18 protein-coding genes are annotated in these 16,941 nt (G+C 64.4%); 12 read left to right on the plus strand and 6 right to left on the minus strand.

From position 1 onward, the window contains the following. The first annotated feature begins 12 nt into the window (after window positions 1-12). The 5 genes from MesoLj_RS06790 to MesoLj_RS06810 all read left to right on the plus strand — a co-directional run bounded on the left by MesoLj_RS06790 (window position 13) and on the right by MesoLj_RS06810 (window position 4,397). A complete protein-coding gene (locus MesoLj_RS06790) occupies window positions 13-534 on the plus strand; it encodes an RNA pyrophosphohydrolase (RefSeq protein WP_202325516.1) in 522 nt (173 codons plus the stop codon). Between the two features lie 92 nt (window positions 535-626). Beyond that, window positions 627-1,766, plus strand: a complete 1,140-nt coding sequence (gene alr, locus MesoLj_RS06795) for an alanine racemase (RefSeq protein ID WP_202325517.1) — start codon at window positions 627-629, stop codon at window positions 1,764-1,766. Between the two features lie 272 nt (window positions 1,767-2,038). Beyond that, window positions 2,039-2,461 (plus strand): nucleoside diphosphate kinase regulator, encoded by a 423-nt coding sequence (rnk, locus tag MesoLj_RS06800; protein WP_202325518.1) that lies wholly within the window; start codon window positions 2,039-2,041, stop codon window positions 2,459-2,461. A 14-nt stretch (window positions 2,462-2,475) separates the two neighbouring features. Beyond that, window positions 2,476-3,018 (plus strand): nucleoside-diphosphate kinase, encoded by a 543-nt coding sequence (locus MesoLj_RS06805; RefSeq protein WP_202325519.1) that lies wholly within the window; start codon window positions 2,476-2,478, stop codon window positions 3,016-3,018. Window positions 3,019-3,140: 122 nt separating this feature from the next. Next, window positions 3,141-4,397, plus strand: a complete 1,257-nt coding sequence (locus MesoLj_RS06810) for a D-amino acid dehydrogenase (protein WP_202325520.1) — start codon at window positions 3,141-3,143, stop codon at window positions 4,395-4,397. A gap of 67 nt (window positions 4,398-4,464) precedes the next feature. On the opposite strand, the gene MesoLj_RS06815 is transcribed toward MesoLj_RS06810, so the two are convergent. Continuing rightward, a complete protein-coding gene (locus tag MesoLj_RS06815) occupies window positions 4,465-6,624 on the minus strand; it encodes a phospholipase D-like domain-containing protein (protein ID WP_202325521.1) in 2,160 nt (719 codons plus the stop codon). Next, window positions 6,621-7,064 (minus strand): hypothetical protein, encoded by a 444-nt coding sequence (locus tag MesoLj_RS06820; RefSeq protein ID WP_140776576.1) that lies wholly within the window; start codon window positions 7,062-7,064, stop codon window positions 6,621-6,623. The genes MesoLj_RS06815 and MesoLj_RS06820 overlap by 4 nt, the downstream gene beginning before the upstream one ends. A gap of 203 nt (window positions 7,065-7,267) precedes the next feature. Here MesoLj_RS06820 and MesoLj_RS06825 point away from each other — a divergent pair, with 203 nt between their 5' ends. After that, window positions 7,268-7,843 carry a hypothetical protein gene (locus MesoLj_RS06825; protein ID WP_202325522.1) on the plus strand — a complete coding sequence of 192 codons (576 nt, stop codon included), beginning with the start codon at window positions 7,268-7,270 and terminating at the stop codon, window positions 7,841-7,843. A gap of 133 nt (window positions 7,844-7,976) precedes the next feature. On the opposite strand, the gene MesoLj_RS06830 is transcribed toward MesoLj_RS06825, so the two are convergent. After that, window positions 7,977-8,855, minus strand: a complete 879-nt coding sequence (locus tag MesoLj_RS06830) for a LysR family transcriptional regulator (protein ID WP_140776572.1) — start codon at window positions 8,853-8,855, stop codon at window positions 7,977-7,979. A gap of 161 nt (window positions 8,856-9,016) precedes the next feature. Here MesoLj_RS06830 and MesoLj_RS06835 point away from each other — a divergent pair, with 161 nt between their 5' ends. Beyond that, a complete protein-coding gene (locus MesoLj_RS06835; RefSeq protein WP_202325523.1) occupies window positions 9,017-10,513 on the plus strand; it encodes a CoA-acylating methylmalonate-semialdehyde dehydrogenase in 1,497 nt (498 codons plus the stop codon). A gap of 160 nt (window positions 10,514-10,673) precedes the next feature. On the opposite strand, the gene MesoLj_RS06840 is transcribed toward MesoLj_RS06835, so the two are convergent. Beyond that, window positions 10,674-11,474: an SDR family oxidoreductase gene (locus tag MesoLj_RS06840; protein WP_202325524.1), complete on the minus strand. Its 801-nt coding sequence runs from the start codon at window positions 11,472-11,474 to the stop codon at window positions 10,674-10,676. Continuing rightward, complete coding sequence (locus tag MesoLj_RS06845; protein WP_202325525.1) at window positions 11,471-11,800, minus strand: nuclear transport factor 2 family protein; 330 nt, start codon at window positions 11,798-11,800, stop codon at window positions 11,471-11,473. The genes MesoLj_RS06840 and MesoLj_RS06845 overlap by 4 nt, the downstream gene beginning before the upstream one ends. A gap of 209 nt (window positions 11,801-12,009) precedes the next feature. On the opposite strand from MesoLj_RS06845, the gene MesoLj_RS06850 reads away from it, so the two are divergent. Both MesoLj_RS06850 and MesoLj_RS06855 read left to right on the plus strand, forming a co-directional pair. Then, window positions 12,010-12,333: a winged helix-turn-helix transcriptional regulator gene (locus tag MesoLj_RS06850; RefSeq protein WP_056576460.1), complete on the plus strand. Its 324-nt coding sequence runs from the start codon at window positions 12,010-12,012 to the stop codon at window positions 12,331-12,333. Window positions 12,334-12,560: 227 nt separating this feature from the next. Next, a complete protein-coding gene (locus tag MesoLj_RS06855) occupies window positions 12,561-12,872 on the plus strand; it encodes a hypothetical protein (RefSeq protein ID WP_244735307.1) in 312 nt (103 codons plus the stop codon). An 8-nt stretch (window positions 12,873-12,880) separates the two neighbouring features. On the opposite strand, the gene MesoLj_RS06860 is transcribed toward MesoLj_RS06855, so the two are convergent. Continuing rightward, on the minus strand, window positions 12,881-13,573 hold the full coding sequence (locus MesoLj_RS06860; protein WP_140776562.1) for a GntR family transcriptional regulator: 693 nt from the start codon (window positions 13,571-13,573) through the stop codon (window positions 12,881-12,883). 69 nt (window positions 13,574-13,642) lie between these two features. Between MesoLj_RS06860 and MesoLj_RS06865 the strand changes: the two genes are divergently transcribed. From MesoLj_RS06865 to MesoLj_RS06875, 3 genes are all read left to right on the plus strand, one after another. Beyond that, window positions 13,643-14,536, plus strand: coding sequence for a dihydrodipicolinate synthase family protein (locus tag MesoLj_RS06865; RefSeq protein ID WP_140776560.1), 894 nt, complete (start codon window positions 13,643-13,645; stop codon window positions 14,534-14,536). A 63-nt stretch (window positions 14,537-14,599) separates the two neighbouring features. Further along, entirely contained in the window at window positions 14,600-15,919 is a 1,320-nt protein-coding gene (locus tag MesoLj_RS06870; protein ID WP_202325527.1) for an NAD(P)/FAD-dependent oxidoreductase, read from the plus strand. A 15-nt stretch (window positions 15,920-15,934) separates the two neighbouring features. Continuing rightward, the gene (locus MesoLj_RS06875) at window positions 15,935-16,936 is read left to right on the plus strand and encodes a 4-hydroxyproline epimerase (protein ID WP_056575294.1); all 1,002 of its coding nucleotides are present in this window, start codon (window positions 15,935-15,937) and stop codon (window positions 16,934-16,936) included. Window positions 16,937-16,941: the final 5 nt, after the last annotated feature.

Here is a 16,941-nt window from a genome sequence, read left to right on the forward strand (position 1 = left end):
GGAGCACAGATAATGGCGAAGACGAAAAAGGTCGACCGCGAAACGCTACCCTACCGTCCCTGTGTCGGGCTGATGATCCTCAATGGCGAGGGCCTGGTCTGGGTCGGGCATCGCATCGCTGAGCCCGACAGCGAGTTTGCCGGCACGACGCAGCTCTGGCAGATGCCTCAAGGCGGCATCGACAAGGGCGAGGAGCCGCTGCAGGCAGCGGAGCGGGAGCTCTATGAGGAAACCGGCATGCGCGGCGTCTCGCTGCTCGCCGAGGCCCCGGGATGGATCAATTATGATCTGCCGGACCACCTGGTCGGCATCGCCTTCAAAGGGCGCTATCGCGGCCAGACGCAGAAATGGTTCGCCTTCCGCTTCCATGGCGATGTCAGCGAGATCCAGATCAATCCGCCGCCGGGCGGCCACACCGCCGAATTCGACAAATGGTCGTGGCGGCCGATGCGGGACCTGCCCGACCTGATCGTGCCGTTCAAGCGCAAGGTCTATGAAGACGTGGTGGCGGCGTTCCGGCACCTCGTGCCATAGCTGGACGGGTGGCGGCCGTGGTTCGAAGGGCCGCAGTTGCCGCGCCGGCCCAGCGGTCCTATTGATGCTTATGCGCCACAAGGAGGGTCGCCATGAACGACGCCCCCACAAAATTGCTGCCCGAGGACGTTGTTGCCATAAGTGAAGCGGCGGCCGGAGCAATCCTGACCATCGATCTCGATGCGATCCGCGAAAACTACCGGCGACTGAAGACGAGGCTGGGCGGCGTGCGCTGCGCAGGCGTGGCCAAGGCCGACGCCTACGGCCTCGGCGCCGCGCGGGTGGCATCGGCCTTGATGAAGGAAGGCTGCGACATCTTCTTCGTCGCGCTGCTGGCCGAAGGCATCGCGCTGCGCGAGGTGGTTGGGAGCGAACCGGAAATCTACGTGCTGAATGGACTGCCGCCGGGTTCCGAGCCGGAAGCGGTGGCGGCCGGACTGTGCGCGGTGATCAACAGCGGTGCGCAGCTGAAAGCCTGGAGCGTGGCTGCGCGTGATGCCAGGCGCCGGCTCCCGGCCGCCATCCAGGTCGACAGCGGCATGTCACGGCTTGGCATGGCACCAGCCGAGGTCGAGGCGGTGGCGAAGGATACCAGCTCGCTCGATGGAATCGACGTCAGATATGTGATGAGCCATCTGGCTTGCGCCGACGAACCGCGCCATCCGGCCAACGAAGAACAGCGGCTGGCTTTCGAGCGGCTGCGCGCCATGCTGCCCGAGGTCCCCGCTTCGCTTGCCAACTCCTCCGGCATCTTTCTTGGTCAGCGCTATCATTATGGTCTCGCCCGGCCGGGGGCGGCGCTCTACGGCATCAACCCGACGCCAGGCGCGCCCAATCCAATGCTGCCCGTGGTGCGGCTGCGGGCCAAGGTGGCGCAGACGCGCCGGGTCGAAAAAGGCACCGGTATCGGCTATGGTCACACCTACTACGCGGACGGTCCGTTGAGCCTGGCGACGATTTCGTTCGGCTATGCGGATGGCTGGCTGCGACGTTCCGCTTCGGCAGCCTGGTTCGAAGGGATACGCCTGCCTTTCCTTGGGCGCGTGTCGATGGATTCGATCATTCTCGACATTTCCGGCCTGCCGCCCGGCAGATTGCGCGAGGGTGATCTCGTCGAGCTGCTGGGTCCTTCGCAGAGCGTCGACGATGCCGCCGGCCATGCCGGCACCATCGGCTATGAAATCCTGGCCAGTCTTGGTCCCCGCTTTCACCGGCACTATGTCGGCGGTTGAGCGGTTTGGCCACGCTTGACAAGCGGGCGCCTGTCGGCAAGGTTCGGGGCATGAGCAACCTCGCTTACATCAGAACCTTGTTCAGGGTCTGCCCGATCGCGGGATCGTAGCCCCGGCGCGGCCGCCTTTTGGCGTCCGTCCGTACCGGGGCATCCATACATCCAAAATCGCCATCAAGCCGTCCAGCCTTTTGCCGCTGGCGGCTTTTCGTAGCGCCGCCAGTGCGGCGGCAAGCGCGCATTCGTTCGACGCGCCGATCCATGAGGTTTGCCATGCAACATGCAACAGGACTGCGCCCAAGCAGCCAGATACTGATCAGCGACACCGACCATGACAGGTTGACCGGCCTGGCGAGAGCCTCGCTCGACCGTGCCCCCGAGACGGCCGAGGAACTGCTTTCGGAAATGGACCGGGCCGTCATCACGGACGCGGCGGCGATGCCGGCCGGCGTGGTGCGCATGGGTTCGATCGTGACGGTCCGCGCCGAGGGCGGCGATACCCAGCGCATCATGCTGGTCTATCCCGGCGAAGCCGACATTGCCGAAAACAGGATTTCGGTGCTGACGCCGATGGGAACGGCGCTCATCGGAGCGGCGATCGGGCAGACGGTGTGCTGGAGCAGTCGTGGCGGCCGGGAACTGTCGGTGACCATCGAAGCCGTCGACTCGCCGGCCCCTGGCCAGCAACGGCGCTGATCGTGGAGGCGGTGATGACGAGCACGAATTGCTGCCTGACGACGAAGGACTTCGCCGTCCTCGAAGTCATGCTGAAACGCCGGCGGGCATTCGCGGATCCGATCGTGCACATGCTCGAACACAAGCTTTCAAGCGCCGATGTCGTCCCGATCGATTCGGTCGGCCCAGATATCGTTACGCTGAACAGCAGGGTGGTGTTCAGCATCGATGCCGGTCACGCCGAGACGCGCACCCTGGTGCAGAACGAGGTGCGCGGGCCGGTCGGCTCGAGCCTGTCGGTGGCAACCAGGCGCGGTCTCTGCATGCTTGGCATGGCGCAAGGCCAAACGGCTTCGATCGAACACGCCGATGGCCGGCGGGAGTCGGTCCTGATCAAGGCCGTGCTTTATCAGCCGGAGGCTGCCCGACGCGCGGTCAGGCAGAAAGACCGGGCCGAAGGACGGCGACCGCACGGGCTCACTCTCGTCTATAGCGCCGAAGCCGACTGGCGGCCTCTTGGCGAGACGGCCCGAATGCGGCAGACAGAAGACGACGACCCCGGTCCCTCGGCGGCGTGAATGGGCCACAGCGCATGGTTCTGGAAAATCGGCATCGATTTTCACCTGGGATCATGCGCAAATCGAGAAATGCGGTCGCGACCACGGCGTCCTGGGGACGTGCGGCGCGCAAGGAGTGAACGATGAAGATCATGGTGTTGGGCAGTGGCGTCATCGGGGTGACCACGGCCTACTATCTCGCCGAGGCCGGCCATGAGGTGACGGTGATCGATCGCCAGAAAGGCCCGGCACTGGAAACCAGCTTTGCCAATGCCGGCGAGATTTCGCCCGGCTATGCCTCGCCCTGGGCCGGGCCCGGCATTCCGCTCAAGGCAATCAAATGGCTGTTGATGAAGCATGGTCCGCTGGTGGTCCGGCCGGCTTTCGATCCGCATATGTGGACATGGCTGGTCAAGATGCTGCGCAACTGCACGGCGGAGCGCTATGCGGTCAACAAGTCGCGCATGGTGCCGCTGGCCGAATACAGCCGCGACACGCTGAAGGCGCTGCGCGAGGCGACCGGCATCACTTACGACGAGCGGACCCAGGGCACGCTGCAACTGTTCCGCACTCAAAAGCAGCTTGATGGCACCGCTGGCGATGTCGATGTGCTGAAGAAATATGGCGTGCCCTACGAGATCCTCGACCCGGCCGGCTGCATCGCGGCGGAACCGGCGCTGGCCGGCGTGCGCGAGAAATTCGTCGGAGGGCTGCGGCTGCCGCACGACGAGACCGGCGACTGCAAGATGTTCACCGACAAATTGACGGAACTCTGCGTGGCGCGGGGCGTGAAGTTCGAGTACGACACGACGATATACCGCGTCATCCGCAGCCGTAACCGCATCGCCAACCTCAGCACGAGCAAGGGTTTCAAGGCCTCCGACGCCTATGTGATGGCGCTGGGCAGCTACTCGGCGGGCTTCATGCGCCGCATGAAGCGGTCGATCCCGGTCTATCCGGTGAAGGGCTATTCGATCACCGTGCCGATCAAGGATGCGGCCCTCGCACCGGTGTCGACGGTGATGGACGAAACCTACAAGGTGGCGATCACCCGGCTGGGCGACCGCATCCGCGTCGGCGGCACGGCCGAGATCTCCGGCTTCGACCTCAGGCTGCATGAATCACGGCGCCGCACGCTCGAACATTCGGTCGGCGATCTCTTTCCAGGCGCCGGCGCCATGCGCGAGGCGACCTTCTGGTGCGGCCTGCGACCGATGACGCCGGATGGGCCACCGCTGATCGGCCGCACCGAGCTTTCCAATCTCTTTCTCAACACCGGCCATGGCACGCTCGGCTGGACCATGGCCTGCGGCTCGGCCAAGGTGCTTGCCGACATCATGTCGAACCGGGTGCCCGATATCGACGCCCGTGCCCTGGCGCAGGAACGCTACCTGAAATAGGGGCGGGCTTCCTTGGGTGGATGCAATTCCGGACGGAAAACCGCTTCACACTTTTCCTGGAATCGCATCAGAACGCCTGCCGGACCCAGACCTCATCGAACAGCAACCGGTAGGCCCAGGGGATCGTCACCTCGGTGGAAACCGGGTTCGAGTGGGCGAGATAGTCGTCATAGATCGGCTTCATCCTGACATAGAAGGCGTGATCGAGCACCATCATGCCGTTCTCTGAATCGTGGAAGAAACTGCGGTTGTTGAGGTTGACCGAGGAGATGGCGACCAGCCTCTCGTCGATCATCATGATCTTGGAATGCAGCACCACGTCCGGCGCCTTGAACTCGCGGATGTCGATGCGGTCGCCATATTTCTCGACGAACAGCTTGTTGAGCGCGGTGAGGAACTTGCCGCCGATATCGCCCTTGAGATCGATGCGGCCGACAATGTCGATCTTGACGCCGCGTGCGAGCGCCCGGTCAAAGGCCTGGGCGAGGCTCGGCGTCAGATTGAGATAGGGATTGACGATCTGGATATGGTGCTGGGCGGCGTCGACCAGCTCGACGAAATAGCCTTCCAGCGCATGGTCGTCCTCATAGGGCACGGAAATGAAATGCCGGGCGTTGCCCAGGGGGCGGCCATCGGCGCGAACCGGGATGGAGAAGGGGCGCGCCAGATTGGTGTCGGCGTCGCGCAGCCATATCGTCGACAGATGCGCGGCAAGCGTCTCGACCGTCGGCCTGTCGGCGAACTCGATGTCGAAGTCACTCCAGTTCGAATAGTAGTTCAGCGAAAAGCCGTCGGTCTTGCCGTATTGCTGCAGGTCCGGATAGCGCGACAGATCGATCGGCTGGTGGAACAGGAAGCCGTCATGGATGTTGCGGCCGCCGATGATGACGCGCGAGCGCGCGGGGTCCTGCGCCAGCGTCGCCAGCATCTTGATATGATGGGTCTTGTGCAGTTGCGATATCTGCTCGTCGATCGGCGCGCCACGATCGGCGCGCCAGCGGTATTCCTGTAGCTGGACATTGGGGAACTCGGCCGCCAGCCGGTGCAGCATGGCGTCGTCCTTGTCGCGTTCCAGCACATCGGTGACCATGATGCGCACCTTGGTGCCAAGGGCCGCATGATGGCGGATCAGCCGTTCGATGATGCGGCCGGAAAAGTCCGCCTTGAATTCCAGCGAGGACAGATAGATCAGCTTCAGCCTTGGCGCCCGGGAGAAATCGAGCGGCAGTTCCGGGTCGCCCTTGTCTATTGCCGCATCGGACAGCGGCGCGCCCATCAGCGCCTCGACCTTGGCGTTGAAGCCCTCGCGCGACTTGCGCAGGAGCCTGGGCGCGCCGATCGGCATGGCGCAGGTCTGCGACAGCCAGCGGCTGGCATAGAAGGCGCGCTCAAGCGCATCGAGGCCGGCGCCGTCGGGAACCGGGCAACGCTGGTAGCGGCTGTCGAAGCTGGCGAGTGCCGGATCGGCGGTCTCTTCGCGCCGGATGGCGAGCGGAGCGCCTGCCGGGTCAAGGCTGGAACGGATCCTCGCCGTGCAGCGGCTCAGGCTGTCGCCGGGAAACAGGCTGACCGCATCGTCCTCGCCCGACAGGCGAAAGCGGAATGTCGTGCCGGCGGCGATGGTACGGGACGCTCCGGCGGCCCGGATCGCCAATGCGCCGTCGCAGGTGCCCTCGATGTCGGCAGGCTGCCTGCCGGCCTGGCGCACGACGATCTCGGTGCTGCGTGCCTGCAGGCCGGAGAAATCGAAAGTCTTGGGTGCCGAGGCGCGCGCGGCCGCATCGATGTAGAGCGTCTGCCGCGAGACCCGCCAGCGTCCGGCGAAATGGCCTTCGCCGCTGCCGCCACCGGCTGGGGGCAGATGCGCCTTGGCGACCGGTCCGGCCAGCTGCTGCAGCGTCGAATAGGTCGCCTGGAAGTTGCTATTTTGGACATCGCGGCGGTCGCGCCCGAAAGGGCCGGTGCCGTTGGCCCGATCCATGGCGCCAAGCTGGTTGTGAGCGAGCAGTGCCAGGAACCGTCTTTCATAGTCGTTGGTGCCGGCATCGCCGAAATACTGCGACGCTGCCACCTGCGGCCCGGGCGTGCTGGCCGACAGCGAGGGCCGTGTGCAGGCCTGCTGGCCAGGCAGGAGGTCGCAGGCATCGCGGCTTGCGCCGGCGCAGCCGGCAAGGGCGATGAGCACCAGTCCGAACACGGCAGGGATGGCGGATGCGCGGCGGTTCACCCGGTGGCTCCGGCCTTCATGGCGCTCAACTGCGCCGGGTCGCGCGGCGGCATGAAGCCTTGCGGAAAAACCTTGCAGACCGGGATGGCGAAAGTGGCGATCAGCAGTTCCGCCTCGCCTCGCATTTTTCGCGGCGCCGTCTTGTCATCGCGGATTGCCCTGGCCGAGGCGACAAGCGCGCCGTCGCAGTCGCAATGATTGTGGCGGGCGATGTAGCAGGCGTCATGGGTCTGGCACACCGCATCGAGGCGGTCGACCGGTCGGGCCGACAGATCGCCGGTGCGGGTGCCGGGGCCGCAGTAGTTGCCGATGACGAAAGGCGAGGGGCGGGCCATGGCGTAGCGGATCGGTTTGGGCAATTCGGCTTCCGGCACCTTCGCCCACGGATTGGCGCATGCGGAAACCAAAAGCAGCGGCAGGATGGCAAGAACGGCTCGCATTTTTATCCGCGCCAGCTTTCTGAACGATTTTCCCCACCCGGTGGCCCTGCCTCGTGGCCGGCGACCGCATGCCTGATGCCACACTGGCCGGTTTTATGGCAAGGAAAAGGCGGCGTGTTTCACCTTGCCGTGTTATCGTCGCGGCGGCATAGCTGCCTTTGTCAGGGCACAAATCTCGTCATGGTATCTAGCGAGCACCAGTGATGCGTATCGGCTTTCCGGCCATGGCTGTCGCGTTGCTGTTCTGCGCCTCGGCGGCCAATGCCGCCGACAAGACCGTCCATGACCACGACAACGGGTTCTCGCTGACCTTTCCGGAGGAATGGACCAACGAGCCACCTTCCGGCGAGACAATGCGGCTGAAGGTAAAATCCGGCGACCAGGGCCTTACCTGCCGGGTATCGGTCGGCCGCTACGACCCACGGGCATCCGGTTCGCCGGCCGATCCCAAGGCATTCATGGAAACGGACTGGTCAGTGGAAGCCTGGCAGGAGATGGTCGGAGCGGCCTTCGCCTCTGCCGTTTTCAGCAGCGACAAGTTGATACGATTCCCGGATGGCTATCCGGCACGCATGGCCGACATGGATTTCCGGATCGACGACGGCAACGCCGGGTTCCCTGGCCACGCCAAGGTCGTGCTTTCGATCCGCGGTATGCGCTTCGGCCTCGTGACGTGTGGGCTCACGGGCGACACGGTCGAGCAAACCAAGCAGAAATGGGCACCGCTGGCCGATGAGGCCGAACGGGTGGCGGGCTCATTCATTCTCGATGGCCCCTGACGGCGCTTCCACGGCGTTCATCGTTTCCGGGAAACGCCGAGCCGCTGCGGATTTCTGATTTGACGCAATTCCCCAGGGAAAGCGCTACGCGCTTTTCCCGGGAAAACCGTTTCACGCTTTCCCTGGAATTGTTTCACAGGAAGAGGCTTCTTTCCCGCTCAACCGCCTTGGTGATGAAGCTGGCGACAATCTGGATGCGGCGCAGCGGCCTGACCGATTCGTGATAGACCAGCCAGTAGGCGCGGCGGATGGGCGCTACCACGTCGACCGCGACCAGTTCCGGCATCGAACGCGCGACGAAGGTGTGCAGGATGCCGATGCCGGCGCCCGCGCGCACCGCTTCGGCCTGGCCGAGCGCGGAGGAAATGGCGAAGCTGGTGCGCCAGTCGGTGCTGAACTCGGCCGCGTAGTCGAGCGATGGGCTGACGATAAGATCCGGAACATAACCGATGAGCGTGTGCTGGCCGAGTTCGGCGGCGGTCTTGGGCAGACCATTGGCATCGGCATAGGTCCGCGACGCAAACAGGCCGAGCGAATAGTCGACCAGCTTTCCGGCCACCAGCCGGCCTTCCGTCGGCCGCTCGACGGTGATGGCGATATCTGCCTCGCGCCGGGACAAGGAGAAGGAGCGCGGCACCGGCACGAGCTGGATCGTCAGCTCGCGATGCAGTGCGGTCAGTTCGCCGAGACGCCTGGCCAGGAAGGCGACGCCGAAGCCGTCGGGTGCTCCGATGCGCACCGTGCCCGAAACGTCGTCCTCGCCGGCAATGGTCGAACGCGCGGCGATCATGTCGCCCTCCATGCGCTCGGCAATATCGAGGAAGCGCTCGCCGGCGGGCGTCAGTTCACTGCCGGTGGTCAGCCGGCGAAAGAGTTTCGTACGCAGCGCGTCTTCGAGCGCGGCGATGCGGCGCGACACGGTGGCGTGGTTGAGCTCCAGCCGCCTGGCGGCGCCAAGGATCTGGCCGGCGCGGGCGACGGCGAGGAAGATGCGGACGTCATCCCAGTTCATGGGAATCCCCCAGGAGATATGTTGTGGCCGCTATTTGCGAGAATTGATGCGCGCTCGTCAATCGATATCTAATTTTCGCACAACGGTTGCGTTCTCCCTCGCGTTGCCTTCGACCCCGCAAAGGCGGACAATGCAGCATCACAAACCTAGGGAGAGAAATCATGATCGAATACGGTCATTTCATCGGCGGCAAGCGTGTCGCCGGCACCAGCGGCCGCAAGCAGGATGTCATGCAGCCGATGGACGGTTCCGTGCGCGGCACGGTGGCGCTGGCCTCGCAGGCGGAACTGCGCGCGGCCGTCGAGAATGCCAAGGCGGCGCAGCCGAAATGGGCCGCCACCAACCCGCAGCGCCGCGTGCGCGTGCTGATGAAATTCCTCGAACTGGTCGCCCGCGACTATGACGAACTGGCCGACATACTGGCGCGCGAGCACGGCAAGACGATCGCCGACGCCAAGGGTGACATCCAGCGCGGCCTCGAAGTCGTGGAGGTCTGCATCGGCGCCCCGCATATGATGAAGGGCGAGTTCACCGACGGCGCCGGCCCCGGCATCGATGTCTACTCGATGCGCCAGCCGCTCGGCGTCGTCGCCGGCATCACGCCGTTCAACTTCCCGGCGATGATCCCGCTGTGGAAGATCGCGCCTGCGATTGCATGCGGCAATGCCTTCATCCTGAAGCCGTCCGAGCGTGACCCGGGCGTGCCGATCCGCATTGCCGAATTGTTCCTCGAGGCTGGCCTGCCGGCAGGTATCCTCAACGTCGTCAACGGCGACAAGGAAGTCGTTGACGCCATCCTCGACGATCCCGACATCAAGGCCGTCGGCTTCGTCGGCTCGACGCCGATCGCCCACTACATCTATTCGCGCGGCACGGCCGCCGGCAAGCGCGTGCAGTGCTTCGGCGGCGCCAAGAACCACATGATCATCATGCCCGACGCCGACATGGACCAGACCGTCGACGCGCTGATCGGCGCCGGCTACGGCTCGGCTGGCGAACGCTGCATGGCGATCTCGGTGGCGGTTCCGGTCGGCAACGACACCGCCAACCGGCTGATGGAGAAGCTGGTTCCGCGTGTCGAGAGCCTGAAGGTCGGCCCGTCGACGGATTCGGCCGCCGATTTCGGCCCGCTGGTGACGGCGCAGGCGCTGGAGCGCGTGAAGGGTTATGTCGACGCCGGCGTCAAGGAAGGCGCCAAGCTGGTCGTCGACGGCCGCGGCTTCAAGATGCAGGGCTACGAGAACGGCTACTATATGGGCGGCTGCCTGTTCGACAACGTCACCGCAGACATGCGCATCTACAAGGAAGAGATCTTCGGGCCGGTGCTCTCGGTGGTGCGCGCGCCGACCTATGAGAGCGCGATCAAGCTCGCCAACGACCACGAAATGGGCAATGGCGTCGCCATCTTCACCCGCGACGGCGACGCCGCGCGTGACTTCGCAAGCCGTGTCCAGGTCGGCATGGTCGGCGTCAACGTGCCGATCCCGGTGCCGATCGCCTATTACACGTTCGGCGGCTGGAAGGCGTCTTCCTTCGGCGACCTCAATCAGCATGGTGCCGATGCCTTCCGTTTCTACACCAAGACCAAGACGGTGACCTCGCGCTGGCCGTCCGGCATCAAGGATGGTGCCGAATTCGTCATCCCGACGATGAACTAGCCGGACGGTTTTTCGTTTGCGCGTCCTCGCCTTCGGCTGCGGGGCGCGCGGCGGGCATCAAGGACGGTGCGGAATTCGTCATCCCGACGATGAACTAAGTCCGATATCTGTTTCACGATCAGGGCGCGGCTTTTGTCGTGCCCTTTTCTTTTGCATGACGTCACACCGTTGGAATCGTGCCGCCGTCGATGACGTATTCGGCGCCGTGGATTGCCGCAGCGCGGTCCGAGACAAGAAATGCCACAAGTTCCGCGACCTCTTGCGGCCATGCCGGCCGGCCGATCGGGATGCCGCCCAGCGCATCCATGATGCCCTGGCGGGCGGTTGCCTCATCCGAGCCCGAGTGGGATGCCAGCCGCTTCACCATGGCTTCCGATGCGCTGGTGTTGATCCAGCCCGGCGCCACGCTGTTAACCCGGATGCCCTTCGGGCCAAGTTCCTTGGACAGCGCCTTGCTGTAGGTTGAAAGGGCTGCCTTGGCCGCCGCATAGGCGATGGTGGATTCGTGCAGCGGCAGGCGGCGCTGGATCGACGATATGTGGATGATCACGCCTGCGCCTTGCTCGATCATGCCGGGAATCAGCAAGCGATCGAGCCGCACCGCCGCCAGCAGATTGAGGCTGAGTTCGTCCTGCCAGAGCTGATCGGTCAGTCCGGCAAATCCGCCGCCGGGGCTTTTCGAACCGCCGACGCTGTGTACGACGATGTCGATGCCACCAAGCTGCTTCATTATGGCCGCGGCCACTGTCTCGGTACCCGCCAAAGTACTCACATCGGCCTGCACGAACAGCTCCTGCGATGATGCTTCGGTCGCTGAGCGGGCAGTGGTAAGAACGATCGCGCCTGCCGCCGAAAGCCTGCGCACGATGGCTTCGCCGGCGCCCTTGGTGCCGCCGGTGACCAGAACGCGCTTGCCGGCAAACTCCCGGTCGTCGAACGCAAATTTCTGGACGATGGTCATGCGCCGATCTCCAGCCGCGCGATCCGGTCGCCGGCCAGCGTGAAGACGTAGTGGAGCGTCGCGGGGCTGCCGGGGAAATTCCCTGACACGATGCCGGCGATCCGCCATGCATCGCCATGGACCGTCGCGTCGGCGACCTCGACGGTCACCCGGTATTTGCGTGTCGTCTCCTCCATCCAGCCGCGGATGGCGGCCGGACCCCGATGGGTTTTGCCTTCGTCCTTGACCGTGGCGTCCGACGCGAAGGGCGCCAGCATGGCGTCGATGTCATGCCTGTTCTTGGCGGCGAAATAGTTGGCCAGCGGCCGCGGAAGGTTTTCGGTCATGGTGTCGTCTCCGGTGCGGGTTGCCGCCGCCGGCGGAGGCCGGCGGCGCTTGTCCGGCTTCTAAAATGAGATATGCTGGTGAAATGACAAGAACCGACGAAAAAGTAAGGTACTTACCTGAAAGTAAGCCTGGGCCCGAAAGTAAGGTTGGGACGGAAAGCAAGGTTGGGCCTGAAAGTAAGGCTGGACCCGAAAGCAAGTCCGAGACACTGACGCCGTTGTCGGCGGCGAGCGGCGTCGAGAATGTGCTGCGTATCCTCGAGGGCCGCTGGAAGCTGGTGATCCTGTTTCACCTGTTCGGCGGCAAGGTGCTGCGCTTTTCCGACCTCGAACGGGCGATCCCTGCGATCTCGCAGAAAATGCTGATCCAGCAGTTGCGGCAGATGGAGAGCGACGGCATCGTGCGCCGTATCGTGCATCACCAGGTGCCGCCCAAGGTCGAGTACTGCCTGACCGATTGGGGCCAGGCCCTGTGCCCGGCCCTCGACGCCTTGTTGAAATGGGCGGCACTCCGCGACCCCGCGGAAGCTTGACGGGGGTCGTCGTCTGCATCGCGCCGCGAGCTCAGAAATGACGCTTGTTTTCGGATCGGGACCTCACCATATCGATTCCAGGGAATGATAAAGTTCCCTGACGACAGACCGGAAACCAGAAGGAGTGACGTGATGAAGACGTCGAACCCGGCCTGGAGCGTTGCGGTGTATTGAGGCTGCCCCATGTGCCTCCCTTTGCCGGAACGCCAAGGCGAAGGAGGTGCCAAATGGCACACAAATTTTCGTTTCGATGGATCAGGATAGCTGTGATCGGCGCCGCGCTGGCGCTGTCGACGCTATCGGCGCAGGCGCAGTTTATCTGCGGCGGCCACAGCGACATCGTCGCGGGACTGGAGCGGGCCTTTCAACAGAAGCAGATCGGCTACGGTGTTGTCGGCCAAGCCGCCATTGTCGAGATCTATGTTTCGGCGAGCGGGACCTGGTCCATGCTGGTGACCGATGTGAACGGCCGAAGCTGCATCTTCGCGACCGGTGATGGATGGGAGAACACCGCCATCGCCGCCGCGCAAGGGATCTGATCGCCCGTTCAGCGCGTCGCTGCCGTCTCGGCATGACCGCGCAGCAGCGCCATCAGCCGCTTGGCATCCTTGGCCGCGGCCTCCTCGTCGCCGTCCAGGATCGAGCGGATCAGCGCGACGTGATGCTCGGCTGACTCGGCCAGGCCCGTATCGGCCTTGTAGCGGAACCAGAAGCGTCGGCTGTGGGTCTGCAGGGGCGCTGCCAGCCGGGCGGCGAACGGGTTGTCGGCGGCCAGCGCCAGGGCTTCGTCGAGCGCCTTGTCGGCCTGGATGAAGGCAAGCACATTGCCTGAGATGACCGCCTTCTGCATGGCCAGCGCCGCCTCGTGAAACAGGTCGGCGGCCTCGCGGGTGACGAAGCGGGCGGCCGAGCGGGCAAGCACCACCTCGACGCCGCGCCGGGCGTCGAGAACGCGCAGCCAGTCGCCGGGATGCAGCGGCGCGATCGCGATGCCGGCGCGTGGCCTGACGTCGAGCAGCCCTTCCCAGGCCAGCCGCTGGATCGCCTCGCGCACCGGCGTGCGGCCGAGCGCCAGCCTTTCGATGAGCGCACCCTCGGTGACAAAGCTCGCCGGCGCCAGCTCCAGTGTGACGATCATGTGCTCGAGCACGCGGTAGGCCTTGGTCGCGGCCGGCTCGGATGTCGATCCTGGTTCGATGGATATCAAAGGCGGTCTCCTGATATATCTAGAATATATCATAACAGATTCCGCATTGACAGCGGCTTTCTTAATAGATATACGACTGATATATCAGATGGAGAGATAGCTATGTGGACCGGAGTTTTCCCAGCAGTCACGACCAAGTTCACCGCCGACGATCGCCTTGATCACGCCGAGATGGAGCGCTGCTTCAACCTGCAGATGGAGGCCGGCTGCGACGGCATCATCGTCTGCGGCTCGCTCGGCGAAGGGCCGATGCTGTCGCATGACGAGAAGATCGAGGTGCTGAAGACCGCGCAGAAAGTCGCCGGCAAGAAGCCGGTGCTGCTGACGGTCAACGAGGCGGGCACCCGCGAGGCGGCCAGCATCGCCAAGCGCGCCGCCAAGGAAGGCGCCAACGGCCTCATGGTGGTGCCGAGCCCGATCTACCACACCAACGCGGAAGAGACGGTCGCGGCGCTGCGCGCCGTCGCCGAAGCCGGCGACCTGCCGGTCATGATCTATTCCAACCGGCTTGCCTACCGTGTCGACGTCACCGTCGATCAGATGGAGGAGCTGGCGTCGGACAAGCGCTTCGTCGCCATCAAGGAATCCTCCGACGACATCCGCCGCTCGACCGAGATCATCAACCGTCTGGGCAGCCGCTACGACCTGTTCACCGGTGTCGACAATCTGGCCTTCGAGGCGCTGTCGGTCGGCGCCATCGGCTGGGTGGCCGGCCTGGTCACCGCCTTCCCGCGCGAGACCGTCGCCATCTATCAGCTGATGAAGCAGGGCCGCCGCGAGGAGGCACTCGCCATCTACCGCTGGTTCCGGCCGCTGCTCGACCTCGACGTCTCGACCTATCTGGTGCAGAACATCAAGCTCGCGGAAGTCTTCGCCATCAACACCAATGACCGTGTGCGCATGCCGCGCCAGCCCCTGTCGGGCGAGCGCCGCAAGGCGGTCGAGAAGATCGTCAAGGACGCTCTGGCGGTTCGTCCGAAGCTGCCGCAGTTCTGAGGGCTTTCTTCTCCCTGTTCGCCGGGAGAAGATGGTCGCGGTCAGGGGAGAGGCAGCATCGACGTGCAGGGAAATTCCAAATCTCCAGACGGGGGGCGCCGCCCCTCATCAGCCCTTTGGGCACCTTCTCCCCGGGACCGGGGGGAAGCGGAAGACATCGCCATCATCGGCGGCGGCATCATCGGCATCTGCGCGGCGGCCTTCCTTGCCGAGGCAGGGCGAAACGTAACGGTCTTCGACCGCACCGGCATCTGTGAGGAAACGAGTTCCGGCAATGCCGCCGCCTTTGCCTTCTCCGACGTGCTGCCGATGGCGCACAAGGGCATGATCAAGAATCTGCCGAAATGGCTGGCCGATCCGCTCGGCCCACTCAGCATTCCACCCGCCTACCTGCCGAAGCTGCTGCCCTGGCTGATCCGCTTCTGGCGCGCCGGCGCACCGGCGAAATACGAAGCCAGCCTCGCCGCCCAGGCCGGGATGATGAAGCTCGCCGAAGCGGAATGGATGGGCCTGCTCGATCGTTCCGGTACAAAGCGCATGCTGCGCGAGGACGGCTCGCTCGAATTCTATGAAAGCGAAGCCGAGTTCCGCGCCTCGTTGCCGGGCTGGGCGGCGCGCGAACGTTTCGGCATCGGCTTCCGCCATGTCGAGGGCGAAAGTCTGGCGGATCTGCAGCCGGGCCTTTCACCGCGCTTCATCAAGGGCACCTTCGTGCCGGGCTGGAAGACGGTCGCCGATCCCAAGCTGCTCGGCAAGGCGATATGGGCTTACGCCGAGGCCAAGGGTGCCCGCTTTGAAATGGCCCGCATCGACCGGGTGGCGACGGACCAGAATGGCGCAACGCTGACACTGGCCGACGGCACGAGCCGGCAAGCCAGGCAGCTCGTGGTCGCCGCCGGCGCCTGGTCGCATCTCTTGGCGCGGCAGCTCGGCGACCGCATTCCACTGGAGACCGAGCGCGGCTACAATACGACCTTGCCGCGGAACGCCTTCGACGTGAGGCGGCAACTGATCTTCTCAGGCCATGGCTTCGTCATCACGCCGCTCGAAACGGGCCTGCGCGTCGGCGGTGCGGTGGAACTCGGCGGTATCGAGCGGCCGCCGAATTTCAACCGGTCGCAGGCGCTGTTGCGGAAGGCGCAGCAATTCCTGCCGGGGCTCAACCCGTCCGGCGGCCGCGAATGGATGGGGTTCCGGCCCTCACTGCCGGATTCGGTGCCTGTCATCGGCAAGGCGCCGGCAAGCCGGTCGGTTGTCTATGCTTTCGGCCATGGCCATCTCGGCCTGACCCAGGCGGCGGCGACCGGGCGGTTGATCCGGGAACTCGTCCTGGGGCAGACTCCGGCGGTTGATCTGGCCCCTTTCAGCCCACAACGGTTTTGATTTTCGAGGAGCGACATGGCCAAGAAATCCTTCTTCTGCATCGACGGCCACACTTGCGGCAATCCGGTGCGGCTGGTCGCCGGCGGCGGCCCGCTGCTTGCCGGCTCGACCATGATGGAAAGGCGCGCGCACTTCCTCGCCGAGTATGACTGGATCCGTACCGGCCTGATGTTCGAGCCGCGCGGCCATGACGTGATGTCGGGTTCGATCCTCTATCCGCCGACGCGCGAGGATTGCGACATCGCGATCCTGTTCATCGAAACCTCCGGCTGCCTGCCGATGTGCGGCCACGGCACCATAGGCACGGTGACAATGGCGATCGAACACGGGCTGATCAAGCCGAAGACGCCAGGTGTGCTGAGGCTCGACACGCCAGCCGGCCTGGTCATCGCCGAATACAAACAGGTCGGCGAATATGTCGAAGAGGTGCGCATCACCAACGTACCGTCGTTCCTCCATGCCGAAGGCCTGACGGTCGAATGTCCCGGGCTCGGCGAGATCACCGTCGATGTCGCCTATGGCGGCAATTTCTACGCCATCGTGGAGCCGCAGAAGAATTTTCGCGACATGGCGGATTATTCGGCCGGCGACCTTATCGCCTGGAGCCCGGTGGTGCGGCAGCGGCTCAACGAGAAATACACCTTCGTGCATCCGGAAAACCCCGGCATCAACCGGCTCTCGCACATGCTGTGGACGGGCGAGCCGACGGTGGAAGGAGCCGATGCCCGTAATGCCGTCTTCTACGGCGACAAGGCGATCGATCGCTCACCGTGCGGCACCGGCACCTCGGCGCGCATGGCGCAGCTTCATGCCAAGGGCAAGCTGAAGGCCGGCGATGCCTTCGTGCATGAATCGATCATCGGTTCGCTGTTCAAGGGAAAGGTCGAAAAGGAGGTCACCGTGGCTGGCAAGCCGGCGATCATTCCCTCCATCGGAGGCTGGGCACGGATGACCGGACTGAACACGATCTTCATCGATGACCGCGATCCGTTCGCGCATGGTTTTGTTGTCAAGTAGGAGGA

Source organism: Mesorhizobium sp. 113-3-9 (genome assembly GCF_016756515.1).
In the GTDB taxonomy this organism is placed as follows: domain Bacteria; phylum Pseudomonadota; class Alphaproteobacteria; order Rhizobiales; family Rhizobiaceae; genus Mesorhizobium.

Coding starts and splice junctions, on each gene's coding strand:
- MesoLj_RS06790 (WP_202325516.1), top strand. CDS start 13: ATGGCGAAGACGAAAAAGGTCGACCGCGAAACGCTACCCTACCGTCCC.
- alr (WP_202325517.1), top strand. CDS start 627: ATGAACGACGCCCCCACAAAATTGCTGCCCGAGGACGTTGTTGCCATA.
- rnk (WP_202325518.1), top strand. CDS start 2,039: ATGCAACATGCAACAGGACTGCGCCCAAGCAGCCAGATACTGATCAGC.
- MesoLj_RS06805 (WP_202325519.1), top strand. CDS start 2,476: ATGACGAGCACGAATTGCTGCCTGACGACGAAGGACTTCGCCGTCCTC.
- MesoLj_RS06810 (WP_202325520.1), top strand. CDS start 3,141: ATGAAGATCATGGTGTTGGGCAGTGGCGTCATCGGGGTGACCACGGCC.
- MesoLj_RS06820 (WP_140776576.1), bottom strand. CDS start 7,064: ATGCGAGCCGTTCTTGCCATCCTGCCGCTGCTTTTGGTTTCCGCATGC.
- MesoLj_RS06825 (WP_202325522.1), top strand. CDS start 7,268: ATGCGTATCGGCTTTCCGGCCATGGCTGTCGCGTTGCTGTTCTGCGCC.
- MesoLj_RS06830 (WP_140776572.1), bottom strand. CDS start 8,855: ATGAACTGGGATGACGTCCGCATCTTCCTCGCCGTCGCCCGCGCCGGC.
- MesoLj_RS06835 (WP_202325523.1), top strand. CDS start 9,017: ATGATCGAATACGGTCATTTCATCGGCGGCAAGCGTGTCGCCGGCACC.
- MesoLj_RS06840 (WP_202325524.1), bottom strand. CDS start 11,474: ATGACCATCGTCCAGAAATTTGCGTTCGACGACCGGGAGTTTGCCGGC.
- MesoLj_RS06845 (WP_202325525.1), bottom strand. CDS start 11,800: ATGACCGAAAACCTTCCGCGGCCGCTGGCCAACTATTTCGCCGCCAAG.
- MesoLj_RS06855 (WP_244735307.1), top strand. CDS start 12,561: ATGGCACACAAATTTTCGTTTCGATGGATCAGGATAGCTGTGATCGGC.
- MesoLj_RS06860 (WP_140776562.1), bottom strand. CDS start 13,573: ATGATATATTCTAGATATATCAGGAGACCGCCTTTGATATCCATCGAA.
- MesoLj_RS06865 (WP_140776560.1), top strand. CDS start 13,643: ATGTGGACCGGAGTTTTCCCAGCAGTCACGACCAAGTTCACCGCCGAC.
- MesoLj_RS06875 (WP_056575294.1), top strand. CDS start 15,935: ATGGCCAAGAAATCCTTCTTCTGCATCGACGGCCACACTTGCGGCAAT.